This is a genomic window from Saccharothrix sabaoui, assembly GCF_051756985.1.
Taxonomy (GTDB): Bacteria; Actinomycetota; Actinomycetes; order Mycobacteriales; family Pseudonocardiaceae; genus Actinosynnema.
In genome coordinates this window covers 1-20,258 of the sequence record NZ_JBPKJK010000158.1, presented here as the reverse complement: position 1 = coordinate 20,258, position 20,258 = coordinate 1, and the positions used below count along the sequence as shown (strand labels likewise).

Sequence of the window (20,258 nt, the reverse complement as noted above, 5' to 3'; positions counted from 1 at the left end):
ACCTGAACTGGCTAGCCGAGCAGGAAGTGTGCCGCCTGTGCGGCGAGGAACAGCACGACCTGGATCACGCGGGATCTGCGGACCTCGTGCGAGCAACCGCAGTTGCGGTGACGCTTGGGGGTACGTCGCTTCGACATGATGTGCTCCCTTTCGCCCGGCTGAAGGCACACCTGTAGTGCCTCACCACGACCGGACGCGTCAGACCTCGTCAGAGGTCTGGATTGGGGCACATCTGTTGCGACATGCGGGGAGTGTCGCACCTGCCGAACCGGTCGTCAACGCACTTCTGCGCGGTTCCGGCCCTCCGGAACACCTTGTTAGTTGCCGTACGCTAACGACCGTGCGGAAAGTCCTGGGCCGGATCGCGATCGACACCCGGCCGCTGAAAGTCCTCGCCTTCCGGCGGCTGTGGCTCTCGACGGTGGTCACCGCCGTCGGCAGCCAGCTGACGGCCGTCGCCGTGCCGAAGCAGGTGTACGACCTCACCGGGTCGTCCGGCTGGGTGGGCGTGGCGGCGGGCGTGGCCCTGGTGCCGCTGCTCGTGTTCGGGCTCTACGGCGGCGCCATCGCGGACGTGGTCGACCGGCGCAAGCTGCTGATCGTGACCAACACGGGCATCGCCGTGACGTCCGTGCTGCTGTGGCTCCAGGCGGCGCTGAGCGCGAACTCGGTGTGGCTCGTGATCGCGCTGCTCGGCCTGCAACAGGTGTTCTTCGCGGCCAACGCGCCCGCCCGCACCGCGTCCGTGGCCCGGCTCGTGCCCGCCGAGCAGATCCCGGCGGCCTCCGCGCTGTCGTCCACGGTGATGATGTTCGGCGGCGTGTTCGGGCCGATGCTCGCGGGCTCGCTCATGCCCGTCGTCGGGTTGTCCACCCTCTACCTGGTCGACGCCGTCGCGCTGACCGCCACCATCTGGGCCGTCTGGAAGCTGCCGCCGCTGCCGCCGCTCGACGGCACCTCCCGGCGCGCCGGCGTGCGGGACGTCGTGGACGGCTTCCGGTACCTGGCGCTGCAGAAGATCCTGCTCGCGAGCTTCCTGCTCGACATCATCGCGATGGTGTTCGGGATGCCCCGCGCGCTGTTCCCCGAGATGGCCGAGAACACGTTCGGCGACCCGCCCGGCGGCGGCCTGGCCCTGGGCTGGCTGTTCGCCTCGATCTCGCTGGGCGCGATGCTGTGCGGCCTCACGTCCGGGTGGACGTCGAGGGTGAACCGGCACGGCATGGGCGTCGTGGTCGCCGTCGTGGCGTGGGGCGTCGCCATGATCGGGTTCGGCCTGTCGGACGTCCTGTGGCTCGCGGTCGTGTTCCTGGCGATCGGCGGCGCGGCGGACATGATCAGCATGGTGTTCCGCAGCGCGATCCTCCAGTCGGCCGCGACGGACGAGATGCGCGGCCGGATGCAGGGCATGTTCATCGTCGTGGTGGCGGGTGGGCCGCGCATCGCCGACCTGCTGCACGGCACCGGCGGCGCGGCCATCGGGCCGGGTCTCGCCACCACGCTCGGCGGTGTCCTGGTCGTGGTGGGCACGGCCGTGGCGGTGCTGGCGATCCCGGCGATCCGCCGCTACCGGTTCACACCTTCAATCGTTGAACGAACCTCTCCCACGCAGTAGCGGGGACGGAGAGGGTGGGCGCGGGGTTCTTCGAGTCCCGCGCCGCCACCCGACCGGGCAGCACCGCCACCTCCACGCAGTTGGCGGTGTCGGCACTGCGGGAACTCTTGCGCCACAGGGTCATGCATCGATGATCCCACGCAGGTAGGCGGCGGTGTCCTCCTCCGAGCAGGCTAATTCCCGCAGCTCCGCCCAGGTCTTCTCGTACACCTCGATGTGCTCGTCCTCGTCGAGGAACAGGCTGGCGACCTTGTTCTCCAGCAGGACCAGGCTCGGTTCCTCGTCGTACTCCAGGACCACGAAAGGCCCGCTGAGCCCACCGTGGAAGCCGCTGCCGGTGGGGATGACCTGGATGGTGATGTTGGGGCGCTCGGCGGCGTCGATGAGGTGGCGGACCTGGCGCTTGTGCTCGCCCGATTCGCCGAAAGGGCGCTCGACGGCGCTCTGCTCGATGATCGTGTGCAGCACGAGCGGGTTCCGGCGGGACAGGAGTCCCTGGCGCGCCATCCTGCTGGCGATCAGGGCATCGATCCGGTTCTCCGGGAGGTCGTGCCCGGTGGCCGCGATTATCCATCGCGTGTATTCGGAGGTTTGGAGCAGGCCGGGGATGACCAGCGGCTGGTAATGGAGGAGCGAACTGGCCTCGTCCTCGAAATCGACCCAGGTCTGCCAGTCCTCGTGGAGCTTGGGCGTGTTCATCCGCAGCAGGCCGCGTTGTTCGGCGTGCCGGGCGAGGTCGAGCAGTTCCACCCGCTGCTTGCGGTCCACGCCGTAGAAGTCGAGCAGCTTTTCGAGGTCGTCGAGGTACACCCCGATGCCCGAGGTCTCGATGCGGCTGATCTTGCTGCCGGACATGCCCAGCGCGTCACCGACGGCGTCGGTGCTGGCGCCGGTGGCGGTGCGGAGCCTCTTGAGGGTGTGCGCGAGTCGGCGGGAGCGGACGGAGGGTCCGGCGCGGCGTGCCATGCCGACAAAGTAGGGGCGTCCGAGAAGCCAAAGCCATGTCGTTCACACCATCGTGTCATTGCTGCTCGATTAGGAGCGCTGCAATCTTGTTGCATGGAATTCATCAAGGTGGTCGAGCCGCGTCGTGAGTGGCTGGTGCGGTGCTACTCGGACAAGGAGGACGTGCTGTCCCTCGAAGTCCACGACGGCGGCCTCTCCCTCTTCCTCCCCGCCGGGCGCGACCAGGTGCGGCTGAGCGCTCCCCAGATCGCGGCCTTCCGGCAGGCGTTCGACGAGGCCCTCTCCCGCGCGGAGGAGGACCTGCGGGCGGTCGCCGGGTCGTGACCTCAAGGCTTGCCCAAGGTGTGGCTTCCCGTCTGTCCACGGCAGGTGTGATCCGGCACACTCATCCGGCATGGCGGAACCGACGAGCGCACCGGCGCAACCGGAACTGAAGCGGGCCATCGGCCCCAAGCTCCTGCTGTTCTTCGTGGTCGGTGACATCCTCGGCACGGGCATCTACGCCCTGACCGGCAACGTCGCCGGCAAGATCGGCGGCGCGCTGTGGGTGCCGTTCCTGATCGCGTTCGCGGTGGCGTTCCTGACCGCGTTCAGCTACCTGGAGCTCGTCGGCAAGTACCCGCGCGCGGCGGGGGCGGCGCTCTACACCAACCGGGCGTTCAAGATCCAGTTCCTGACCTTCATGGTGGCGTTCGCGGTGATGTCCTCGGGCATCACCTCCGCGTCCTCGGCGGCGCTGGCGTTCGGGCGCACCTACCTCCAGTCCGTGATCAAGGAGTTCTTCTCCGACACGTTCACGGTCTCGGCCACGCTGGTCGCGATCCTGTTCATCATCGGCCTGGCGCTCGTCAACTTCCGGGGCGTCTCGGAGTCGGTCAAGGCGAACGTCGTCCTGACCTGCATCGAGCTGTCCGGCCTGGTGATCATCATCGCGATCGGCGTGTTCGCGGTGGCCTCCGGCGACGGCGACGCGAGCAGGCTGACCCAGGTCGACCCGGCACCCGGGCAGTCCGCGCTGCTCGCGATCACGTCGGCGACGGCGCTGGCGTTCTTCGCGATGGTCGGGTTCGAGGACTCGGTGAACATGGCCGAGGAGTGCAAGGACCCGGTCCGGATCTTCCCGAAGGCGATGCTGTGGGGCATGGTCGTGGCCGCGGTGATCTACGTGCTGGTCGCGATCACGTCGTCGCTGCTGATCCCGGCGAACGAGCTGTCCAAGGCGGGCTCCTCGGCGCTGCTCAAGGTCGTCCAGGTGGGCGCGCCGGGCTTCCCGCTGTGGGTGTTCTCGCTGATCGGCCTGTTCGCGGTCATCAACTCGGCGCTGATCAACATGCTGATGGCGAGCCGGCTGATCTACGGCATGTCGAACGAGCGGATCATCCCGAAGGTGTTCGGGGCGGTGCACGCGACCCGTCGCACGCCGTGGATCTCGATCATCTTCACGTCCGGCGTCGCGATCATCCTGGTGTCCACGGCGGACATCGCGAAGCTCGGCGGCACCACGGCCCTGCTGCTGCTGATCGTGTTCACGATCGTCAACGTCGCGGTCCTGGTGCTGCGCAAGGAGGAGTCCGACCACAAGCACTTCCGCGCGCCGACGTGGGTGCCGGTGCTGGGCGCGATCACGTGCGCCTACCTGGCGAGCCCGCTGTCGGGTCGGCCGTGGGAGGACTACAAGATCGCCGGCTACCTGCTGGCGGCGGGCGCGGTGCTGTGGGTGGTCAACCGGTTCGTGCACGGCAAGACCGAGTTCGACGCGGAGAAGCTGGCGAAGTGACCCCCGCTCGACGGGGCGCCCGGTGACGCCGTGCCCGGTGCCGCTGTCCGGCGGCACCGGGCACGGGCCTACGCGCACCAGGTGTTGCCGGTGTACGACAGCTTGCTCGCGAGGACCCAGCCCCACTTGCCGTTGTTGACGTTCGCGCCGTAGTAGCGCGGGTTGCCCTGGATGCGGACGTTGAGGGTGTCGCCGGCGATGGCCCACCCGACGAACGACCCGCCGCTCTGGGCGTCGGTCATGTCGCCGTAGGTGGTCACGGTGTACTGCCAGACCTGCGTGCACGCCGCGCCGGGCGCGCCGCCCGCGGCCGGTGCGGCGTGCGCCGTCCCCGCCGCGAGCACCAGGCCGAGGACGGACGCCGTGGTCGCGAGGCCGCGTGAGAGCGTCTTCAACTGGACTCCTCTGTGGGGGAGGTTCACCGACGAACGCGAATCATGGTGAACCGGCACCCGCCGCGCCTAGCGGCGGTCGGGTGGTCCGTCGCGCCGGGAAATCCCCCGAAGTCGTCACGAGGCGTGAGCGGGCGCGAAACGCCGCAGGTGGACGGGGTCGTGGGCGTTGACCACGGTCACCCGGTCGGCGACCTCGCGCAGCCTCGCCAGGTTGGCCAGCCTCAGCTCGGCGATCGTCTGCACCCGCTTCTCGAACGCCGCCAGGCCGGCCGGGACGTGCGGCGGGGTGGCGAGCTGGCCGTGGTGGAAGTAGGCGTCGCCCGCGTGCAGCAGCCAGCCGTCGTCGGTCCGGACCGCGACGCCGGTGTGGCCCCTGGTGTGGCCGACGAGCGGGACCAGCAGCACGTCGGGGAGCAGTTCACGGACGCCCTCGAAGCCCTCCCACGCCTCGCCGGTCGGCTCGTGCGGCACGAAGTCCGCGTGCCGCCACTGGGCGGGGGAGTAGCGCGGGTTGTCGCGGTCGTCCAGCTCCTCGCGCAGGACGTGCACGCGCGCGTCGGGGAAGTCCCGCAGGCCGCCCGCGTGGTCGATGTCGAGGTGGGTGAGGGCGACGTGCCGCACGTCGGACGCCGCGAAACCGAGGGCGTCCAACTGCCGCACGGCGGTCTCCCGCGCGTCGAGCACGGGCCGGCTCGCGACGCGGAAGAGCAGCGGCAGGGTCGCCTTCGGCGCGCGGACGTCGTCCAGGCCGATGCCGGTGTCGACCAGCACCAGGCCGTCGTCGGTCTCCAGCAGGAGGGTGTGGCAGACCAGTTCGCCGCGGTGCAGGAACGAGCCGCGGCCGGTCACCAGCCGACCGCCGAAGGGGCGCATGGTGCCGCAGTTGAGGTGGTGGACCTTCACGTCGCGGGCCTTTCCAGGAGGGCGCCCAGGTGGGCGCGGACGGCGTCGATCGGGGCGAGGGAGCGGCGGGTGCGGGCGAGCAGCAGCGCGCCCTCGATGGCGGCGAGGGCGACCGCGGCCCGCTCGTCGTCGCCCAGGTGGGTGGCCAGGACGGCCTGCCAGGAGGCGTAGGCGTCCTCGCACGCGGTGCGGATGGGCTCGCTGTCGGCCGCCGCGTCCAGCGCCACCCCGGCGATCGGGCAGCCGTTGCGGAAGTCCGAAGCGAGCAGGGCCGCGCCGAGCAGTCCCAGTACTTGGGAAAGCGCTTCCACGGGTGATGGACCCGAGGTCAGCGCGGTGTCCAGGGTGTCGCGCAGGTCGGCGCCCGCGAGGGCCACCGCCTCGACCGCGAGCTGCTCCTTGCCGCCGGGGAAGTGGAAGTACATCGAGCCCTTGGGTGCCCCGCCCTCGGCGAGCACCTGGTTCACGCCCGTGGCGTGGTAGCCCTGCGCGCGGAAGAGGTCGGCGGCGGTGCGCACCACCCGCTGCCGGGTGTCGGTCCGTCGTGGCATGTTTTTACTATAGAGACCGGTCTACTTACTTTGTCGAGCGGATACGCTCTCGACCCATGCTGGAGATCGCCCACGGCGCCGCGCGCGCCGTCATCGAGCCGCACGGCGCCGGACTCAAGTCCTACGAGGTCGGCGGCGTGCCGTACGCGGAGACCTACGACGACGAACCGCCCATGGGCAGCGGCGCGGTGCTCGTGCCGTGGCCCAACCGCACGGCCGGCGGCAGGTGGACGCTCGACGGCGAGGAGCTCCAGCTGGAGATCGGGGAGCCCGCCCGGGGCAACGCGATCCACGGCCTGGTCCGCCACGCCATCTGGGGCGTGGTCGAGCACACCGGGTCGCTGCTGTCGCTGGAGACGCCGGTGGCGGGCCTCGGCTGGCCGGTCGAGCTGCGCACCACCATCACCTACGCCCTGGACGAGAACGGCCTGACCGTCTCGCACGGCGTCACCAACGTGGGTGAGAAGCGCACCCCGTTCGGGGTCGGCACCCACCCGTACCCGCGGGCCGGCGCGTCGGAGACGGACGAGACCTCGCTGTCGCTGGCCGCGACGACCGTGCTGCCGGTGGACCCGCAGACCATGATCCCCAACGGCCCGGCCACCCCGGTCGAGGGAACCGAGTACGACTTCCGGATGGCGCGCCTGCTGGAGGGCGTGCAGCTCGACACCGCGTTCGGCGGCTGCGAACCGGTCGACGGCCTGGTGCGGCACGTGCTGCGCGGACCCTCGGGCGCGGTCGAGATGTGGGCGGACCCGGACTTCAAGTGGGTGCAGGTCTACACGCCGGGCAACTACCCCGGCCGGGGCCGCGCGGTGGCGATCGAACCCATGACGTGCCCGCCGGACGCGTTGAACTCGGGCATCGACCTGCTGTGGCTGGAGCCGGGCGAGTCGTGGGCCGGTCGCTGGGGTTTGCGCCCGTTGGCCTAGGCAATTAGCGTCGCTAACTATGAGCGTCGCAATCACGGGTGGGTACGTCGTCCCGGTGGCCGGTGAGCCGATCGAGGGCGGGACGGTCCTGATCAGGGACGGCAAGATCGTCGCGGTCGGCGCGGACGTCGAGGTCCCCGACGACGCCCGCGTCGTCGACGCGACGGGTTCGTGGGTGCTGCCCGGCTTCGTGGAGGCGCACGGCCACCTCGGCGTGCACGAGGAGGGCGAGGGCTGGGCCGGGCAGGACACCAACGAGATGACCGACCCCAACGGCGCGCGGCTGCGCGCGCTGGACGCCATCAACGCCGCCGACCAGGGCTTCGCCGACGCCCTGTCCGGCGGCGTGACGACCGCGGTGGTCAAGCCGGGGTCGGGCAACGTCATCGGCGGCCAGACCGTGGCCGTGAAGTGCTGGGGCCGCACGGCCGACGAGATGCTGCTGCGCAACCCGGTGAGCGTCAAGAGCGCGCTCGGCGAGAACCCCAAGCGCGTCTACGGCGACCAGAAGAAGCTGCCGTCCACCCGCCAGGGCGTCGCCGCGGTCATCCGCGACGCGCTGACCAAGGCGCAGGACTACGCGGCGAAGCGCGACGCGGCCGAGGGGCCGTTCGACCGGGACACCACGTCCGAGGTGCTGGCCCGCGTCCTGTCGGGTGAACTCCCGTGGTGCCAGCACTGCCACCGCGCCGACGACATCGCCACCGCGCTGCGGCTGGCCGACGAGTTCGGCTACCGGCTGATCGTGAACCACGGCACCGAGGGCCACCTGATCGCCGACCTGCTCGCCGAGAAGGACGTGCCGGTGATCATCGGGCCGCTGTTCACCAGCCGGTCCAAGGTCGAGGTGCGCAACCGGTCGCTGCGCAACCCCGGCATCCTCGCGCGGGCGGGCGTGCGGATCGCGATCACCACCGACCACCCGGTCGTGCCGATCCACTTCCTCGTGCACCAGGTGACGCTCGCCGTGAAGGAGGGCCTGGACCCGAAGGTCGGCCTGGAGTCGATCACGGTGAACCCGGCGCGCATCATGGGCCTGGACGACCGGGTCGGCTCGCTGCGGCCGGGCCTGGACGCGGACGTGGTCATCTGGTCCGGCGACCCGCTGGACGTGATGAGCCGGGCCCTGAAGGTCTTCGTGGACGGCCGCGAGGTGTACCGCTACGAGGACGGCCGCGAGGTCGTGGAGAGCCCGTTCTACGCGGAGTGACCCGGTCGGGCGACTCAGTCGGGGTGACGCGCGGGGGCGTCCCGCCGGTGCGGGGCGCCCTCCGGTTTTGCTACCCTGTGGTCGCGGACCCGTCCCACTCACGTGGGGAAGCGGGTCCAGCTTCTTTTCCGGACCCTCACACCACCTGCGGCTTGCCGCCGGTCGTGCACGTCGAGCCGAGCAGTTCCGGGTACCAGTCCCACATCAGCTCCTTGCCGGGGGCGCGCAGCACCGCCTGGTAGGCGGCGTAGGCCACCAGGTCCGCGACCTGCACCCACTGGCTGAGGTGGGAGCCCTGGAAGAGCGGGTCCTCGACGAGGTTGCGGGTGGCGAGCTTGAGCGTGCGGTGCGCCTGTCGGTAGGAGGGGTCCGTCCCGTCCCCGTCCATGATCACGAGTCCGTGTCGGCCGGTCGCGGTCAAGCGGTCGTCGATCATCCTGATCAGGTCGGCGTAGACGGCGGCTTTGGCGTCCGCGTACCGGGTGCCCGCCGCGTCGCGGCAGACGGCGCCCGTGCGGACCCCGGGCATCGCCGCGATCGTGCGCAACGCGTCGACCATCGCCCTGGACCTGTTGGCCTTGCTGTGGTCCCAGTCCGTCTTCGTCGGCCGGCCGCGCCCGTTCGCGAACCTCGTGGCGTGCAGCTCGTAGCTCGCCGGCACGCCGCTGGTGGCGTTCAGGTGCTTCCGCCAGTCGAGCCACGACCGCAGTGCGGGGCGCCAGTCCGCCACCGACAGCTCGACCCAGCCGTAGACGACGAGCGCCGAGGACCGGGCTCCGGAATCGTCGATGTAGAACAGGCGCACGTCGCTCACGCGGCTACGTTATGCCGGCGTGTGCACACCGTGACGGTCGGCTACCTGAAGTAGCTATGCACGATCCGCGAGTCGCCCCCGTCCGTCACCGCCGCAGTTCGCGCCCGATCACGAGCCGCTGGATCTGGTTCGTCCCCTCGAAGATCTGGAGCACCTTCGCCTCCCGCATGTACCGCTCCACGGGGAAGTCGCGCGTGTACCCGGCCCCGCCCAGCACCTGCACGGCGTCCGTCGTCACCTTCATCGCCGCGTCGGTGCAGACCAGCTTGGCGATCGCCGCCTGCCGCCGGAACGGGAGGCCGCGGTCGCGGCGGCGGGCGGCGGACAGGTAGGTGGCGCGGGCCGACTCGACGGCGGCGGCCATGTCGGCGAGCAGGAACTCCAAACCCTGGAAGTCGATGATCGGGCGGCCGAACTGGGTGCGGGTCTTCGCGTAGGCCACGGCCTCGTCCAGGGCCGCCTGCGCCAGGCCCACGGCGGTGGCGGCGATGCCGAGCCGGCCGGAGTCCAGCGCGGACAGCGCGATCTTCAGGCCGTCGCCCTCCGCGCCGATCAGGCGGTCGGCGTCGAGGCGCACGTCCTCGAAGAGGAGCTGCGCGGTGATCGAGCCGGTCAGGCCCATCTTACGCTCGGGCGGCGCGGCGGTCGGGCCGTCGGCGCCGCCGGGGGCGAGGAAGCAGCTGACGCCCCGGCCGCCGTCGTCGGACGTGCGGGCCATCAGGGTGTAGAAGTCGGCGACGCCGGCGTGCGTGATCCACGCCTTGGTGCCGTTGACGGTGTAGCCGGAGTCGGTGCGCACGGCCCGCGTGGACAGCGCGGCGGCGTCCGACCCGGCGTGCGACTCGGACAGCGCGTACCCGCCCAGCAGGTCGCCGCCCAGCACGTCGGGCAGCCAGCGCGCCTTCTGCTCGTCCGTGCCGAACGTCGCCAGCGCGTAGCTGGACATGACGTGCACGGACAGGCCGACGCCGACCGACATCCAGGCGGAGCCGACCTCCTCCAGCGCCTGGAGGTACACCTCGTACGGCTGGCCGCCGCCGCCGAACTCCTCCGGGTACGGCAGGCCGAGCAGCCCCGTCTTGCCCAGCAGCCGGAACTTGTCGCGCGGGAACCGCCCGTGCTCCTCGGCCTCGGCGGCGTGCGGCGCCAGCTCGTCGCGGGCGATCTCGCGCACGAGGGACAGCAGGTCCTCGGCCTCGGTGGTGGGGAGCAGGCGTTCGGCGGGCATCGTCGACCTCCGTACGGGTGTACTCACGGCAGTACTGCGGGACGTACGCCAGTACTGTAGCGAGTGGGTGTGACAGAGTCCCGCACATGACCTCGATCGCCCGCCGCCCCCTGACGCCCCGGCAGGTCGAGCTGCTGGCGCGGCTGGAGGCGCTGGTGCTCGCCGAGGGCTTCGCCCACTTCACCCTCGACGACCTCGCCGCCCGCCTGCACTGCTCCAAGTCGACGCTCTACGCGCTGGCCGCCAGCAAGGAGCAGCTCGCCGTGCGCGTCGTCGGCCGGTACTTCAAGGGCGCCGCCGAGCGCATCGAGAGCAGGGTCGAGGGCGTCCGCGACGTGCGCGCCCGCGTCGGCACCTACCTCGCCTGCGCGGCCGAGGAGCTGCGCCGCGCGTCCGCCCAGTTCATCACCGACGTCGCGGCGTCCGCGCCCACCCGGTCGACCTACGAGCGCAACGCGCGGGCGGCGGCCGAGCGCATCCGGGAGTTCATCCAGGAGGGCGTGCGTGAGGGCGTGTTCCGCGAGGTGCACGCGACGCTGGTCGCGGAGATGGCCGGGCTGCTCATCGAGGGCATCCAGACCGGGGTGCTGACCCGGCGGGCGGGCGTGTCCGACGCCGAGGCGTTCACCGCCCTGGGTGAACTGCTGCTGGACGGTTTGCGGAGAGAACGGAGCCAGTCGTGATCGTGGTTGCCGGTGAGGCGCTGGTCGACCTCGTGCCCACGCCCGAGGGGAACCTCGCGCCGCGGCTCGGTGGCGGGCCCTACAACGTGGCGGTCGCCGCCGGGCGGCTCAAGGCCCCCGCGGCCTTCCTGTCGCGGGTGTCGTCCGACCTGTTCGGCGACCGGCTCGTGGCGCGCCTGCGCGACTCGGGCGTGCGCACCGACCTCGTGCAGCGCGGCGACGAGCCGACGACGCTCGCCGTCGTGGGCCTGACCGAGGACGGCTCGGCGCGCTACTCGTTCTACGTGGAGGGCACCGCCGACCGGCAGGTCACCGACCCCGGCCCGCTGCCCGCCGGCACGAGGGCCGTCTCGTTCGGCACGCTGTCGCTCGTGCTGGAGCCCGGCGCGAGCACCTACGAGCGCGTGCTGTGGCGCGAGGCCGAGCGCGGCGCGCTCACCGTGCTGGACCCCAACATCCGGGCCGGCCTCATCCACGACCCGGTGGCCTACCGCGACCGCTACGACTCGTGGCTGCCGCACGTCGGCCTGCTCAAGGTGTCGGTCGAGGACGCCCGCTGGCTGGCCGACCTGCCGGACACCGCCACCGAGGACGAGGTGCTCGACGTCGTGCGCGTGTGGCAGGGCGCGGGCCCCGCGGCCGTCGTGCTCACCCGCGGCGGTGACGGCCTGGCCGTGCTGACCGCCGGCGGTGACGTGATCCACGTCCCACCGACGCCCGTCACCGTCGTCGACACCATCGGCGCGGGCGACACCGTGCAGGGCGCCCTGCTCGCCTGGCTGCACGAGCACGACGCGCTGTCGGTCGAGGCCGTGCGCGGTCTGGACGCCGACGGGTGGCGCGCCGCGCTGGGGTTCGCGGGCGCGGCGGCGGCGATCACGTGCTCCCGCGCGGGGGCCGAGCCGCCGTTCCGGCACGAGCTGGGATGACCTAGCTCTCACCCCGCTTGAGGTGGAGGAACACCCGCCACGGGTTACGGTGGTGGTTGCACGCCAGTCACCCGCGCGACCGCGTGTGATGCCGGTCCCATCTCGCAGAATCGGTTCACACCCGGCTGTGGTGGGGGTCGTCCGCTGACTAGCGTGGGAAAACTGACAGGACCCCAACGGGGTGGTGCTGCGGTGCGGGGCCGAGTGCCGCGCCCGCGTGCGTGCGAGACCCGCATGAGCCCACCCCGCCCTAGCGTGAGAGGGACTCTGCATGCCCGACGCGACGACTGCGCCGAACGACACCCGTACCGTCGCGCTGCGCCATCCGGGCGGAGAGCACGAGATGAAGGTAGTACCGGCCACCGAAGGTGCGCCCGGTATCGACCTCGGGAAGCTCCTGGCCACGACAGGTCTGGTGACCCTGGACAGCGGTTTCGTCAACACCGCGTCCTGCTCCTCCGAGATCACCTACATCGACGGTGACGCGGGCATCCTGCGCTACCGCGGCTACCCGATCGAGCAGCTCGCCGAGAAGTCCAACTTCCTGGAGGTCAGCTACCTGCTGATCTACGGCGAGCTCCCGACCCAGGCCCAGCTGGAGGAGTTCTCCTCCAAGATCAGCCGTCACACCCTGCTGCACGAGGACCTGAAACGGTTCTTCGACGGCTTCCCGCGCGACGCGCACCCCATGCCCGTGCTGTCCTCGGCGGTGTCCGCGCTGTCGACGTTCTACCAGGACAGCCTGAGCCCGTTCGACGCCAACCAGGTCGAGATCTCCACGATCCGCCTGCTGGCCAAGGTGCCCACCATCGCGGCCTACGCCTACAAGAAGTCCGTGGGCCAGCCGTTCCTGTACCCGGACAACAGCCTGGGCCTGGTGGACAACTTCCTGCGCATGACGTTCGGCTTCCCCGCCGAGCCGTACGACGTGGACCCGGACCTGGTCCGCGCGCTCGACCTGCTGTTCGTGCTGCACGCCGACCACGAGCAGAACTGCTCCACCTCCACCGTGCGCCTGGTGGGCTCGTCCGAGGCCAACCTGTTCGCCTCCATCTCCGCGGGCATCAACGCCCTGTTCGGCCCGCTGCACGGCGGCGCGAACAGCGCGGTGCTCGACATGCTGGAGAAGATCCGCAACGAGGGCGGTGACGTCTCCTCGTTCGTGAAGAAGGTCAAGAACAAGGAGGACGGCGTCCGCCTGATGGGCTTCGGCCACCGGGTCTACAAGAACTACGACCCGCGCGCCGCCATCGTGAAGAAGACGGCGGACGAGATCCTCGGCAAGCTCGGCGCGTCCGACGAGCTGCTGGACATCGCGAAGTCCCTGGAGGAGACGGCGCTCGCCGACGACTACTTCGTCGAGCGCAAGCTGTACCCGAACGTCGACTTCTACACGGGCCTCATCTACCGCGCGATGGGCTTCCCGACGAAGTTCTTCACCGTGCTGTTCGCCCTGGGGCGCCTGCCCGGCTGGATCGCCCACTGGCGCGAGATGATCAACGACCCGGCCACCAAGATCGGCCGCCCGCGGCAGGTCTACATCGGCTCGCCGGAGCGCAACTTCGTGCCGCTCGACCAGCGCTGACCGCTCTCACCGCGCCACGACGAAGGCCCGCACCCGGTGGTGCGGGCCTTTTTCGCGCCCGGCGGCCGGTCACCCGGGCGGTCACCCCGGTGGTCACCCGGCCGGGCGACCGTCGTGCGGGCGGTCCCGGGGGCTCCTAGGGTCGGCCGCGTGGACGCCTCGACCGTCGTCTGGTTCCGCCGCGACCTGCGGACCGCCGACCACCCCGCCCTGCTGGCCGCCGCCGGGCGGGCGAGGCGGGCGGTGGGGCTGTTCGTGCTCGACCCCGTGCTGCTCAAGGCTTCCGGGCCGCGGCGGGTCGAGTTCCTGCACCGGTGCCTGCGGTCGCTGGACGCGCAGCTCGGCGGCCGGCTGGTGGTGCTCGCGGGCGACCCGGTGGACGTCGTGCCGGAGGTCGCCCGGCGGGTGGGGGCGCGGTCCGTGCACGTGTCGGCCGACTTCGGGCCGTACGGGCGGCGGCGGGACGAGCGGGTCGCCGAGCGGGTCGAGCTGGTGCGCGCCGGCTCGCCGTACGCGGTGGACCCGGGCAGCGTCAGGAAGGCCGACGGCACGCCGTACAAGGTGTTCACGCCGTTCTCCCGGCAGTGGCGCGAGCACGGCTGGGACGACCCCGCGCCCACTGACGCGTCCACTGTGGACTGGAAGCGGACCCGGCTGGGCGAGGCCGTCCCGCGCGGCGACGGGCTGCCGGACGTCGCGCCGCTGTGGGACGCGTTCCGCGACGAGCGGCTGCCCGACTACGCGACCCGCCGCGACCGGCCCGACCTCGACGGCACCAGCCGGTTCTCCGCCTACCTCAAGTGGGGCGTGGTGCACCCGCGCACGCTGCTCGCCGACCTCGGCGACGACGAGGGGTCGGCGACCTTCCGCAACGAGCTGGCGTGGCGCGACTTCTACGCCGACGTGCTGTGGCACCGGCCGGAGACCGCGCGCCGCAACCACGACCCGAAGTTCGACCGGATGCGGCTCGACGACGACGCGGAGCGCTTCCGGGCGTGGTGCGAGGGCCGCACCGGCTACCCGATCGTGGACGCCGGGATGCGCCAGCTGCTCGCCGAGGGCTGGATGCACAACCGCGTCCGCATGGTCGTGGCGAGCTTCCTCGTCAAGGACCTGCACCTGCCGTGGTGGTGGGGCGCGCGGCACTTCATGGCGCACCTCGTGGACGGCGACCTCGCGTCCAACCAGCACGGCTGGCAGTGGGCCGCCGGTTCCGGCACGGACGCCGCGCCCTACTTCCGGGTGTTCAACCCGGTCGCGCAGGGCCGGCGGTTCGACCCGGACGGGGCGTACGTGCGCAAGTACGTGCCGGAGCTGCGCGACGTGCCCGGCCGGCGCGTCCACGAGCCGCGCGACCCGATCGTGGACCACGCGCACGAGCGCCAGGAGGCGCTGGCCCGCTACCGGGCGATCAGGGCCTGATCACCCGGACCGTCATCCCCGGGGCTGGTCACCCCGGGGGTCGGTCACCTGAGGGCGTCGCGCAGCCGGACCCGCGCCCCGGTGCGCAGCACCGCGTTCGAGTACACCCTGCCGCCCAGCCAGGTGATCGCGGCGATGGCGGCCAGCGCCAGCACGACCGCCAGCAGCACCTGCCACGCCGGCGCCACGCCCATCGCCATCCGCCCCGGCAGCAGGATCGGCGCGAACGGCGGCAGCACCGACAGCACCGCGACCGCCGTGCCGGTCGGGTCGGCGATCAGCAGGTTGAAGCCGACCAGGAACACCACGACGACGGTCATGCTGATCGGCGTCAGCACCGACTGGAGCTCCTCCTGCCGCGACACCAGCGACGCGGCGGCGGCGAACACCGTGGCGTAGAGGAAGAACCCGAGCAGGTACCAGAGCACGCCGGTCGCCAGCGCGCCGCCGGCCACGCCCGCGACGTCGACCACGCCGGAGAACGACGCCAGCCCCAGGCCGATGCCGCCGACCAGCACGAGCTGGAGCAGCCCCACCGCGCCCAGGCCGACGACCTTGCCCAGCAGCAGCTGCCACGGCCGCAGCGCGGCCAGCAGCACCTCCACGACCCGGCTGGACTTCTCCTCCACCACGCCCTGCGCGACCATCGTCCCGTAGACCAGCAGCGAGTAGTACAGCAGCGCGGCGATCACCAGGCCGATCGCGAGCCGCTGGCCGTCGGCCGCGTCACCGGGCTCCAGCGCCACCACCTCGACGCCCGCCTCGGCCACGTTCCGCGCCACCACGGCCGGGTCCAGGCCGGCCTCGGCGAGCTGGGCGTCGAGCACCTGCTGCTTCACGATCAGGTCGATCACGGTGCGCAGCTCGCCGCTCAACGACTCCTTCACCACCACCCGCAACGCGTCCGGGGCGCCGCTGACCAGCGCGTCCACCTCGCCGGAGCGCACCTGCCCCTCGGCCGCGGCCGGGTCGGCGACGTCGACCACCTCCACCTCGCGGCCGAACGACGCCGCCGTCCGCGCCAGCGGCTCGGCGAGCACGGTGGCCTGGCCGCTCAGCGCGACCCGGTCGCGGTCCGCGCCGTCGAACAGCACGGCCTGGAGCAGCACGTACCCCGCCATGACGGCGACGATCACCAGCGTGCCCCACAGGAAGGACTTGGTGCGCACCTTGACCAGGAACTCCCGGCGCGCCACCAGGAACACCGCCCGCCCGGGTGTCAGGCCGTTCATGCGGAGCCCCCCTCGGTCACCACGCTGCGGAACAACTCGGTCAGCGACGGCCGCTGCCGGGAGAACTCGTGCACCGGACCGGTGCCCAGGGCCGCGCGCAGCACCACCTGGTCGTCGGCGTCCAGGGCGAGGTCGAGCACCGTGCGACCACCCGCGACCGACGACGCCCGCACGCCCGGCAGCCCGTCCGCCCAGCCCGGCGGGGCCTGCGGCGCGTCCACCACCAGCTTCGCCGCGCCGCCCGCGCGCAGCTCGTCCACCGGGCCGCAGGCGACCATCCGGCCCGCGCGCACGATGCCGACCCGGTCGCACAGCCGCTCCACCAGGTCGAGCTGGTGGCTGGAGAACACCACGGGCACGCCGGTGGCGGCCTTCTCGCGCAGCACCTGGCTCATCACGTCCACCGCCACCGGGTCCAGCCCGGAGAACGGCTCGTCGAGCACCAGCACGTCCGGCTCGTGCACCAGCGCGGCGGCCAGCTGCACCCGCTGCTGGTTGCCCAGGCTCAGCTTCTGCACCTCGTCGTGCCGGCGGTCGCGCAGGCCCAGGCGGCCGATCCAGTCCTCCGCCGAGCGGTGCGCCGCGTTCGTCGGCAGGCCGTGCAGCTCGGCCAGGTAGACGAGCTGGTCGAGCACCTTCATCCGCGGGTAGAGGCCGCGCTCCTCGGGCATGTAGCCGATGCGCCTGCGGGTCTCGAACGTGATCGGCGCGCCGTCCCAGCGCACCTCGCCGGAGTCCGCGGCGAGCACGCCGAGCGCGATGCGCATGGTGGTGGTCTTGCCGGCGCCGTTGCTGCCGACGAACCCGAACAGCTCGCCCGCCCGCACGTCGAAGGTCATGTCGGCCAGCGCGACGACCTCCCCGTAGCGCTTGGAGACGCGGTCGATCTCCAGCACGCCCTGTGGCACGGCGCCTCTCCTCCTGTTGGGCTCTAGCGGTAGACCTGCGTCGACAGGGGTTCGAAGGGGCTGCGGCTGAACACCGCCTCCACCGGGAGCCCGAAGACCTCGCAGATCCGCAGCGCCAGGTCGAGGCTCGGGTACTGGTCCCCCCGCTCCAGCGCGCCGATCGTCTGCGGGTTGACCTCCACGGCCCGCGCAAGCCCCGCCCTCGTCATACCCCGTTCGACCCGCAGCACGCCGATCCGGTTGTGGATCGGCTGCCCAGGGCCTCGGCGCACCGGACTCATGCTACGAAGTGTTGCGAAAACCCAACAGAACGGCAAGTAAACAGTTCACACAACAGGTCGACCGGACGCACCGCCGCCCGGACGACCCCGAAATCACGATTCGGTGAAACGATACGGAGCTCGGAACCGAATCGACTCTCGACGACTCGAATGCGCAGTAGGGCCGCAAGCCCCGTTGCCGTGAGGGGTGACCATGGAGCCGGACCAGTGGCTCGCGCAGTACGGACAGAAGATCGAGCAGGCGAAGCAGAGCGCCACCGCGGTGCAGGAGCAGCTCGGCGGCGTCGGCGGCAGCGCCACCTCGCCGGACGGGCTGATCACCGTGACGGTCAACGCCTCGGGGGCGCTGACCAACCTCGTCCTGCGCCCGCAGCTGCGCGGCGAGGACCCGGAGCGCGTCTCCGGCGCGATCATGACGGCCGTCGCCCAGGCGCAGCGCGCCGCGGCGGGGCAGGTCGTCCAGATCATGTCGGAGTCGTTCGGGGACGGTCCGGCGCTGGACTTCGTGAAGTCGAAGATGCCCAACGGCTATTCGGGTGACGGCACGGACGCCGTGGAACCGGAGCCGGAGATCCAGCGTCGGGACACCAGGCCCGATGACGACTACTTCACCAACCCACCCGATGTCATGGCCTGAGAGCAGGGGGTAGACGACCATGTTCGACGCGTTCAACGTGAGCCCGGAGCAGATCCGGGCGCACGCCGCCACGGTCGACCAGTTGACGCAGCGGATGCTCTCGGCGACCAAGACCGCCGACCCGTCGCTGTCGACCGAGGCGTTCGGCGTGTTCGGGTCGTTCCTGGCCGAGTTCCTGCTCAAGGCGGCGGGCAACTCCCAGGACATCCTCGGCCAGGCCACGGAGACCATCGCCGACATGTGCCAGGGCCTCAAGGAGGTCGCCGACCTCTACGAGAACGTCGACCTGGACAACGCGTTCGGGTTCACCGGAAAGGCGCGCGGATGACCACGCAGGCGAGCACGCAGGGTCGTGACCCGTCGTACCTGATCAGCGACGTGCAGGGCACCGTCGCGGCCGTCGAGCGCGGCGACTGGGTGCAGGCCGGGCTGGGCATGGCCAACACCGCCATGGGCATCGTGGGGATGGCGTCGAACCCGCTGTCGGGCTTCCTGTCCGCCGGGTTCAGCTGGGCCATCCAGCACGTGGACTTCCTGCGCGAGCCGTTCGACGCGCTGCTCGGCAGCCCGGAGTCGATCAAGAAGATGTCCGACACCTGGCTGTCGGCGTCCAAGCAGATCGAGGGCATCGTCGCCGACTACCGGCGCACGTCCGAGCAGGAGACGAAGGGGTGGGCCGGCCGGTCCGCCGACGGCTACCGCGCGGCCAGCAAGAAGCACGCGGCCGGGCTGGAGACGCTGGCCAAGGCCACCAAGGGCATCTCGCAGGCCGCGAAGGGCGCGGGCGAGCTGGTCGCCACCGTGCGCAAGACCATCATGGACCTGATCAGCCAGGCCGTGTCCGACATGGTCATGAAGATCATCCAGTGGCTGGCGGCGTCGTTCCTGACGTTCGGCGCGGCCATCGCGGGCGCCATCGCGGACATCGTGCAGATGGCGTGCAACTACGCCAAGAAGCTCGCCGACTTCCTCCAGAAGCTCGGCAACTCGCTCAAGAAGCTCATCGACCTGATCAAGTCGGTGTCCTCGATCGCGCAGACCGCCAAGCAGATCCTCCAGGCGATCACCGCGATGACGTCGTCCAACAAGGGCGGTGCGGGCGGCGGCGGTTCGGGTCCGCGGCTCAGCCAGGGCGGCCTCGGGCTGACCGACGGCCAGCTGCGCGACATGGACCGCGGCGCGAACGACCGCTACACCAACAACCCCGGCGGCTCGACGAACACGTCGGGTTCCGGCGGCCACTCGGCCGGTCCGGTCGTGAGCCGCCCGCCGACGGTGGGCGTGGGCTACGGCCCGGACGCCCCGGCGGCCGGCGGCGGCGGGTACTACCCCGGTGGGCCGAGCGGTCCCGTGGTGAGCCGTCCCCCGCAGGTCGGCGGCGGTTCGGGCGGTTACCCGGCCCCCGGCACCCAGCCCGGCACGTACCCGGCCCCCGGCGGCCACCCCGGCTCCGGCGGCTACCCGGGTTCGGGCGGCTACCCCGGTTCCGGCGGTTACCCGGGCTCCGGCGGTTCCGGCGGTTCCGGCGGCTCCGGCAGCACCGGCGGCGGGCGTCCCGGCGCGGGCGGCGGCCACTGGGAGCCGGGCCGGTGGGTCGCGGACAGCGGTTCGTCCGGCCCGACCACCCTGCCCTACAACCCGAGCGGCACCACGCACGCGACCAACGTGACGCCCGGCGGCGTCGGCGGCGCGTACGTGCCCCCGGTCCGCCCGGCGACGCCCGACCTGCCCCACACCCCGAGCGTCGGTGGTGGCGGGGGCGGCGTCGGCGGCGGTGGCGGCGGTTTCGCGGGTGGCGGCGGTGGCGGTTTCGCCGGTGGCGGCGGCGCGGCCGGCGCGGGCGGCGGCGGCCAGACCCTCCAGGCGGGCGGCTCGTCCGGCGTCCTGGGCGCGTCCGGCGGTGCGCAGCCCGGTGCGGCCGGTGCCGCGGCGGCGGCGGGCGGGCGTCCCGGCGGCGGCGGTGGCGGCATGGGCATGATGGGCGCGCCGATGATGGGCGCACCCGGCCAGGGCGACGGCGGCAAGGACCACCAGCGCAAGGTGCGGCTGGAGGGCGACGCCCTGATCGAGGAACCGCCGAAGGCGGCAAAGCCGATCATCGGCGAGTAACCGAAGGGGATCCCACCGGGGTCCCCTTCCCCACCCCCCGAGAGTCCAACCTCCAGGCCCCGAGAGTCCAACCCCCAGGTC

At 71.7% G+C, this 20,258-nt stretch carries 23 protein-coding genes; 12 read left to right on the top strand and 11 right to left on the bottom strand.

Going from position 1 to position 20,258, the window contains the following annotated elements; genetic code table 11:
• Positions 1-11 precede the first annotated feature (11 nt).
• Positions 12-137, bottom strand: coding sequence for a hypothetical protein (locus ACR807_RS33770; protein WP_438925540.1), 126 nt, complete (start codon positions 135-137; stop codon positions 12-14).
• Between the two features lie 203 nt (positions 138-340).
• On the opposite strand from ACR807_RS33770, the gene ACR807_RS33765 reads away from it, so the two are divergent.
• Positions 341-1,615 (top strand): MFS transporter, encoded by a 1,275-nt coding sequence (locus ACR807_RS33765; protein ID WP_438925539.1) that lies wholly within the window; start codon positions 341-343, stop codon positions 1,613-1,615.
• Here the strand turns inward: ACR807_RS33765 and ACR807_RS33760 are convergent.
• A complete protein-coding gene (locus ACR807_RS33760) occupies positions 1,575-1,739 on the bottom strand; it encodes a DUF397 domain-containing protein (protein ID WP_438925538.1) in 165 nt (54 codons plus the stop codon). The genes ACR807_RS33765 and ACR807_RS33760 overlap by 41 nt on opposite strands.
• Positions 1,736-2,581, bottom strand: a complete 846-nt coding sequence (locus tag ACR807_RS33755) for a helix-turn-helix domain-containing protein (RefSeq protein ID WP_438925537.1) — start codon at positions 2,579-2,581, stop codon at positions 1,736-1,738. The genes ACR807_RS33760 and ACR807_RS33755 overlap by 4 nt, the downstream gene beginning before the upstream one ends.
• A gap of 93 nt (positions 2,582-2,674) precedes the next feature.
• On the opposite strand from ACR807_RS33755, the gene ACR807_RS33750 reads away from it, so the two are divergent.
• A complete protein-coding gene (locus ACR807_RS33750; RefSeq protein WP_438925536.1) occupies positions 2,675-2,905 on the top strand; it encodes a hypothetical protein in 231 nt (76 codons plus the stop codon).
• Between the two features lie 70 nt (positions 2,906-2,975).
• Complete coding sequence (locus tag ACR807_RS33745; RefSeq protein WP_438925535.1) at positions 2,976-4,358, top strand: APC family permease; 1,383 nt, start codon at positions 2,976-2,978, stop codon at positions 4,356-4,358.
• A 68-nt stretch (positions 4,359-4,426) separates the two neighbouring features.
• Here ACR807_RS33745 and ACR807_RS33740 read toward each other — a convergent pair whose 3' ends face one another.
• The 3 genes from ACR807_RS33740 to ACR807_RS33730 form a co-directional block, all read right to left on the bottom strand.
• Positions 4,427-4,753 (bottom strand): hypothetical protein, encoded by a 327-nt coding sequence (locus tag ACR807_RS33740; protein WP_438925534.1) that lies wholly within the window; start codon positions 4,751-4,753, stop codon positions 4,427-4,429.
• Positions 4,754-4,867: 114 nt separating this feature from the next.
• Positions 4,868-5,656, bottom strand: a complete 789-nt coding sequence (locus ACR807_RS33735) for an MBL fold metallo-hydrolase (RefSeq protein WP_438925533.1) — start codon at positions 5,654-5,656, stop codon at positions 4,868-4,870.
• Positions 5,653-6,207: a TetR/AcrR family transcriptional regulator gene (locus ACR807_RS33730; RefSeq protein WP_438925532.1), complete on the bottom strand. Its 555-nt coding sequence runs from the start codon at positions 6,205-6,207 to the stop codon at positions 5,653-5,655. Before ACR807_RS33730 ends, ACR807_RS33735 begins: the two co-directional genes overlap by 4 nt.
• 56 nt (positions 6,208-6,263) lie before the next feature.
• Here ACR807_RS33730 and ACR807_RS33725 point away from each other — a divergent pair, with 56 nt between their 5' ends.
• Entirely contained in the window at positions 6,264-7,139 is an 876-nt protein-coding gene (locus ACR807_RS33725) for an aldose 1-epimerase family protein (RefSeq protein WP_438925531.1), read from the top strand.
• A gap of 19 nt (positions 7,140-7,158) precedes the next feature.
• Positions 7,159-8,349, top strand: coding sequence for an amidohydrolase (locus ACR807_RS33720; RefSeq protein WP_438925530.1), 1,191 nt, complete (start codon positions 7,159-7,161; stop codon positions 8,347-8,349).
• Between the two features lie 136 nt (positions 8,350-8,485).
• Here ACR807_RS33720 and ACR807_RS33715 read toward each other — a convergent pair whose 3' ends face one another.
• Positions 8,486-9,163: a DUF3800 domain-containing protein gene (locus ACR807_RS33715; RefSeq protein ID WP_438925529.1), complete on the bottom strand. Its 678-nt coding sequence runs from the start codon at positions 9,161-9,163 to the stop codon at positions 8,486-8,488.
• An 85-nt stretch (positions 9,164-9,248) separates the two neighbouring features.
• Complete coding sequence (locus ACR807_RS33710) at positions 9,249-10,391, bottom strand: acyl-CoA dehydrogenase family protein (protein WP_438925528.1); 1,143 nt, start codon at positions 10,389-10,391, stop codon at positions 9,249-9,251.
• Positions 10,392-10,477: 86 nt separating this feature from the next.
• On the opposite strand from ACR807_RS33710, the gene ACR807_RS33705 reads away from it, so the two are divergent.
• The 4 genes from ACR807_RS33705 to ACR807_RS33690 all read left to right on the top strand — a co-directional run bounded on the left by ACR807_RS33705 (position 10,478) and on the right by ACR807_RS33690 (position 15,010).
• On the top strand, positions 10,478-11,074 hold the full coding sequence (locus ACR807_RS33705; protein ID WP_438925527.1) for a TetR/AcrR family transcriptional regulator: 597 nt from the start codon (positions 10,478-10,480) through the stop codon (positions 11,072-11,074).
• Positions 11,071-12,003: a carbohydrate kinase family protein gene (locus ACR807_RS33700; protein WP_438925526.1), complete on the top strand. Its 933-nt coding sequence runs from the start codon at positions 11,071-11,073 to the stop codon at positions 12,001-12,003. The genes ACR807_RS33705 and ACR807_RS33700 overlap by 4 nt, the downstream gene beginning before the upstream one ends.
• A 271-nt stretch (positions 12,004-12,274) precedes the next feature.
• The gene (locus ACR807_RS33695) at positions 12,275-13,588 is read left to right on the top strand and encodes a citrate synthase (protein WP_438925525.1); all 1,314 of its coding nucleotides are present in this window, start codon (positions 12,275-12,277) and stop codon (positions 13,586-13,588) included.
• Positions 13,589-13,738: 150 nt separating this feature from the next.
• Complete coding sequence (locus tag ACR807_RS33690; RefSeq protein ID WP_438925524.1) at positions 13,739-15,010, top strand: cryptochrome/photolyase family protein; 1,272 nt, start codon at positions 13,739-13,741, stop codon at positions 15,008-15,010.
• A gap of 44 nt (positions 15,011-15,054) precedes the next feature.
• On the opposite strand, the gene ACR807_RS33685 is transcribed toward ACR807_RS33690, so the two are convergent.
• From ACR807_RS33685 to ACR807_RS33675, 3 genes are read right to left on the bottom strand one after another with little or no spacing between them, the layout of a single operon-like run.
• The gene (locus tag ACR807_RS33685) at positions 15,055-16,242 is read right to left on the bottom strand and encodes an ABC transporter permease (RefSeq protein ID WP_438925523.1); all 1,188 of its coding nucleotides are present in this window, start codon (positions 16,240-16,242) and stop codon (positions 15,055-15,057) included.
• Positions 16,239-17,150 carry an ABC transporter ATP-binding protein gene (locus ACR807_RS33680; protein WP_438925522.1) on the bottom strand — a complete coding sequence of 304 codons (912 nt, stop codon included), beginning with the start codon at positions 17,148-17,150 and terminating at the stop codon, positions 16,239-16,241. The genes ACR807_RS33685 and ACR807_RS33680 overlap by 4 nt, the downstream gene beginning before the upstream one ends.
• 23 nt (positions 17,151-17,173) lie before the next feature.
• Positions 17,174-17,431 carry a helix-turn-helix transcriptional regulator gene (locus tag ACR807_RS33675; RefSeq protein ID WP_306745664.1) on the bottom strand — a complete coding sequence of 86 codons (258 nt, stop codon included), beginning with the start codon at positions 17,429-17,431 and terminating at the stop codon, positions 17,174-17,176.
• A gap of 193 nt (positions 17,432-17,624) precedes the next feature.
• On the opposite strand from ACR807_RS33675, the gene ACR807_RS33670 reads away from it, so the two are divergent.
• From ACR807_RS33670 to ACR807_RS33660, 3 genes are read left to right on the top strand one after another with little or no spacing between them, the layout of a single operon-like run.
• The gene (locus ACR807_RS33670; protein WP_438925521.1) at positions 17,625-18,068 is read left to right on the top strand and encodes a YbaB/EbfC family nucleoid-associated protein; all 444 of its coding nucleotides are present in this window, start codon (positions 17,625-17,627) and stop codon (positions 18,066-18,068) included.
• A gap of 19 nt (positions 18,069-18,087) precedes the next feature.
• Positions 18,088-18,396: a type VII secretion target gene (locus ACR807_RS33665; protein WP_438925520.1), complete on the top strand. Its 309-nt coding sequence runs from the start codon at positions 18,088-18,090 to the stop codon at positions 18,394-18,396.
• On the top strand, positions 18,393-20,177 hold the full coding sequence (locus ACR807_RS33660; RefSeq protein WP_438925519.1) for a WXG100 family type VII secretion target: 1,785 nt from the start codon (positions 18,393-18,395) through the stop codon (positions 20,175-20,177). Before ACR807_RS33665 ends, ACR807_RS33660 begins: the two co-directional genes overlap by 4 nt.
• The last annotated feature ends 81 nt before the right edge of the window (positions 20,178-20,258 follow it).

Bases quoted from the DNA above. Each gene is read 5' to 3' on its own strand.
- ACR807_RS33705 (WP_438925527.1), top strand. From the start codon at position 10,478: ATGACCTCGATCGCCCGCCGCCCCCTGACGCCCCGGCAGGTCGAGCTG.
- ACR807_RS33755 (WP_438925537.1), bottom strand. From the start codon at position 2,581: ATGGCACGCCGCGCCGGACCCTCCGTCCGCTCCCGCCGACTCGCGCAC.
- ACR807_RS33670 (WP_438925521.1), top strand. From the start codon at position 17,625: ATGGAGCCGGACCAGTGGCTCGCGCAGTACGGACAGAAGATCGAGCAG.
- ACR807_RS33685 (WP_438925523.1), bottom strand. From the start codon at position 16,242: ATGAACGGCCTGACACCCGGGCGGGCGGTGTTCCTGGTGGCGCGCCGG.
- ACR807_RS33725 (WP_438925531.1), top strand. From the start codon at position 6,264: ATGCTGGAGATCGCCCACGGCGCCGCGCGCGCCGTCATCGAGCCGCAC.
- ACR807_RS33750 (WP_438925536.1), top strand. From the start codon at position 2,675: ATGGAATTCATCAAGGTGGTCGAGCCGCGTCGTGAGTGGCTGGTGCGG.
- ACR807_RS33675 (WP_306745664.1), bottom strand. From the start codon at position 17,431: ATGAGTCCGGTGCGCCGAGGCCCTGGGCAGCCGATCCACAACCGGATC.
- ACR807_RS33745 (WP_438925535.1), top strand. From the start codon at position 2,976: ATGGCGGAACCGACGAGCGCACCGGCGCAACCGGAACTGAAGCGGGCC.
- ACR807_RS33695 (WP_438925525.1), top strand. From the start codon at position 12,275: ATGCCCGACGCGACGACTGCGCCGAACGACACCCGTACCGTCGCGCTG.
- ACR807_RS33710 (WP_438925528.1), bottom strand. From the start codon at position 10,391: ATGCCCGCCGAACGCCTGCTCCCCACCACCGAGGCCGAGGACCTGCTG.
- ACR807_RS33660 (WP_438925519.1), top strand. From the start codon at position 18,393: ATGACCACGCAGGCGAGCACGCAGGGTCGTGACCCGTCGTACCTGATC.
- ACR807_RS33730 (WP_438925532.1), bottom strand. From the start codon at position 6,207: ATGCCACGACGGACCGACACCCGGCAGCGGGTGGTGCGCACCGCCGCC.
- ACR807_RS33770 (WP_438925540.1), bottom strand. From the start codon at position 137: ATGTCGAAGCGACGTACCCCCAAGCGTCACCGCAACTGCGGTTGCTCG.
- ACR807_RS33665 (WP_438925520.1), top strand. From the start codon at position 18,088: ATGTTCGACGCGTTCAACGTGAGCCCGGAGCAGATCCGGGCGCACGCC.
- ACR807_RS33760 (WP_438925538.1), bottom strand. From the start codon at position 1,739: ATGACCCTGTGGCGCAAGAGTTCCCGCAGTGCCGACACCGCCAACTGC.
- ACR807_RS33720 (WP_438925530.1), top strand. From the start codon at position 7,159: ATGAGCGTCGCAATCACGGGTGGGTACGTCGTCCCGGTGGCCGGTGAG.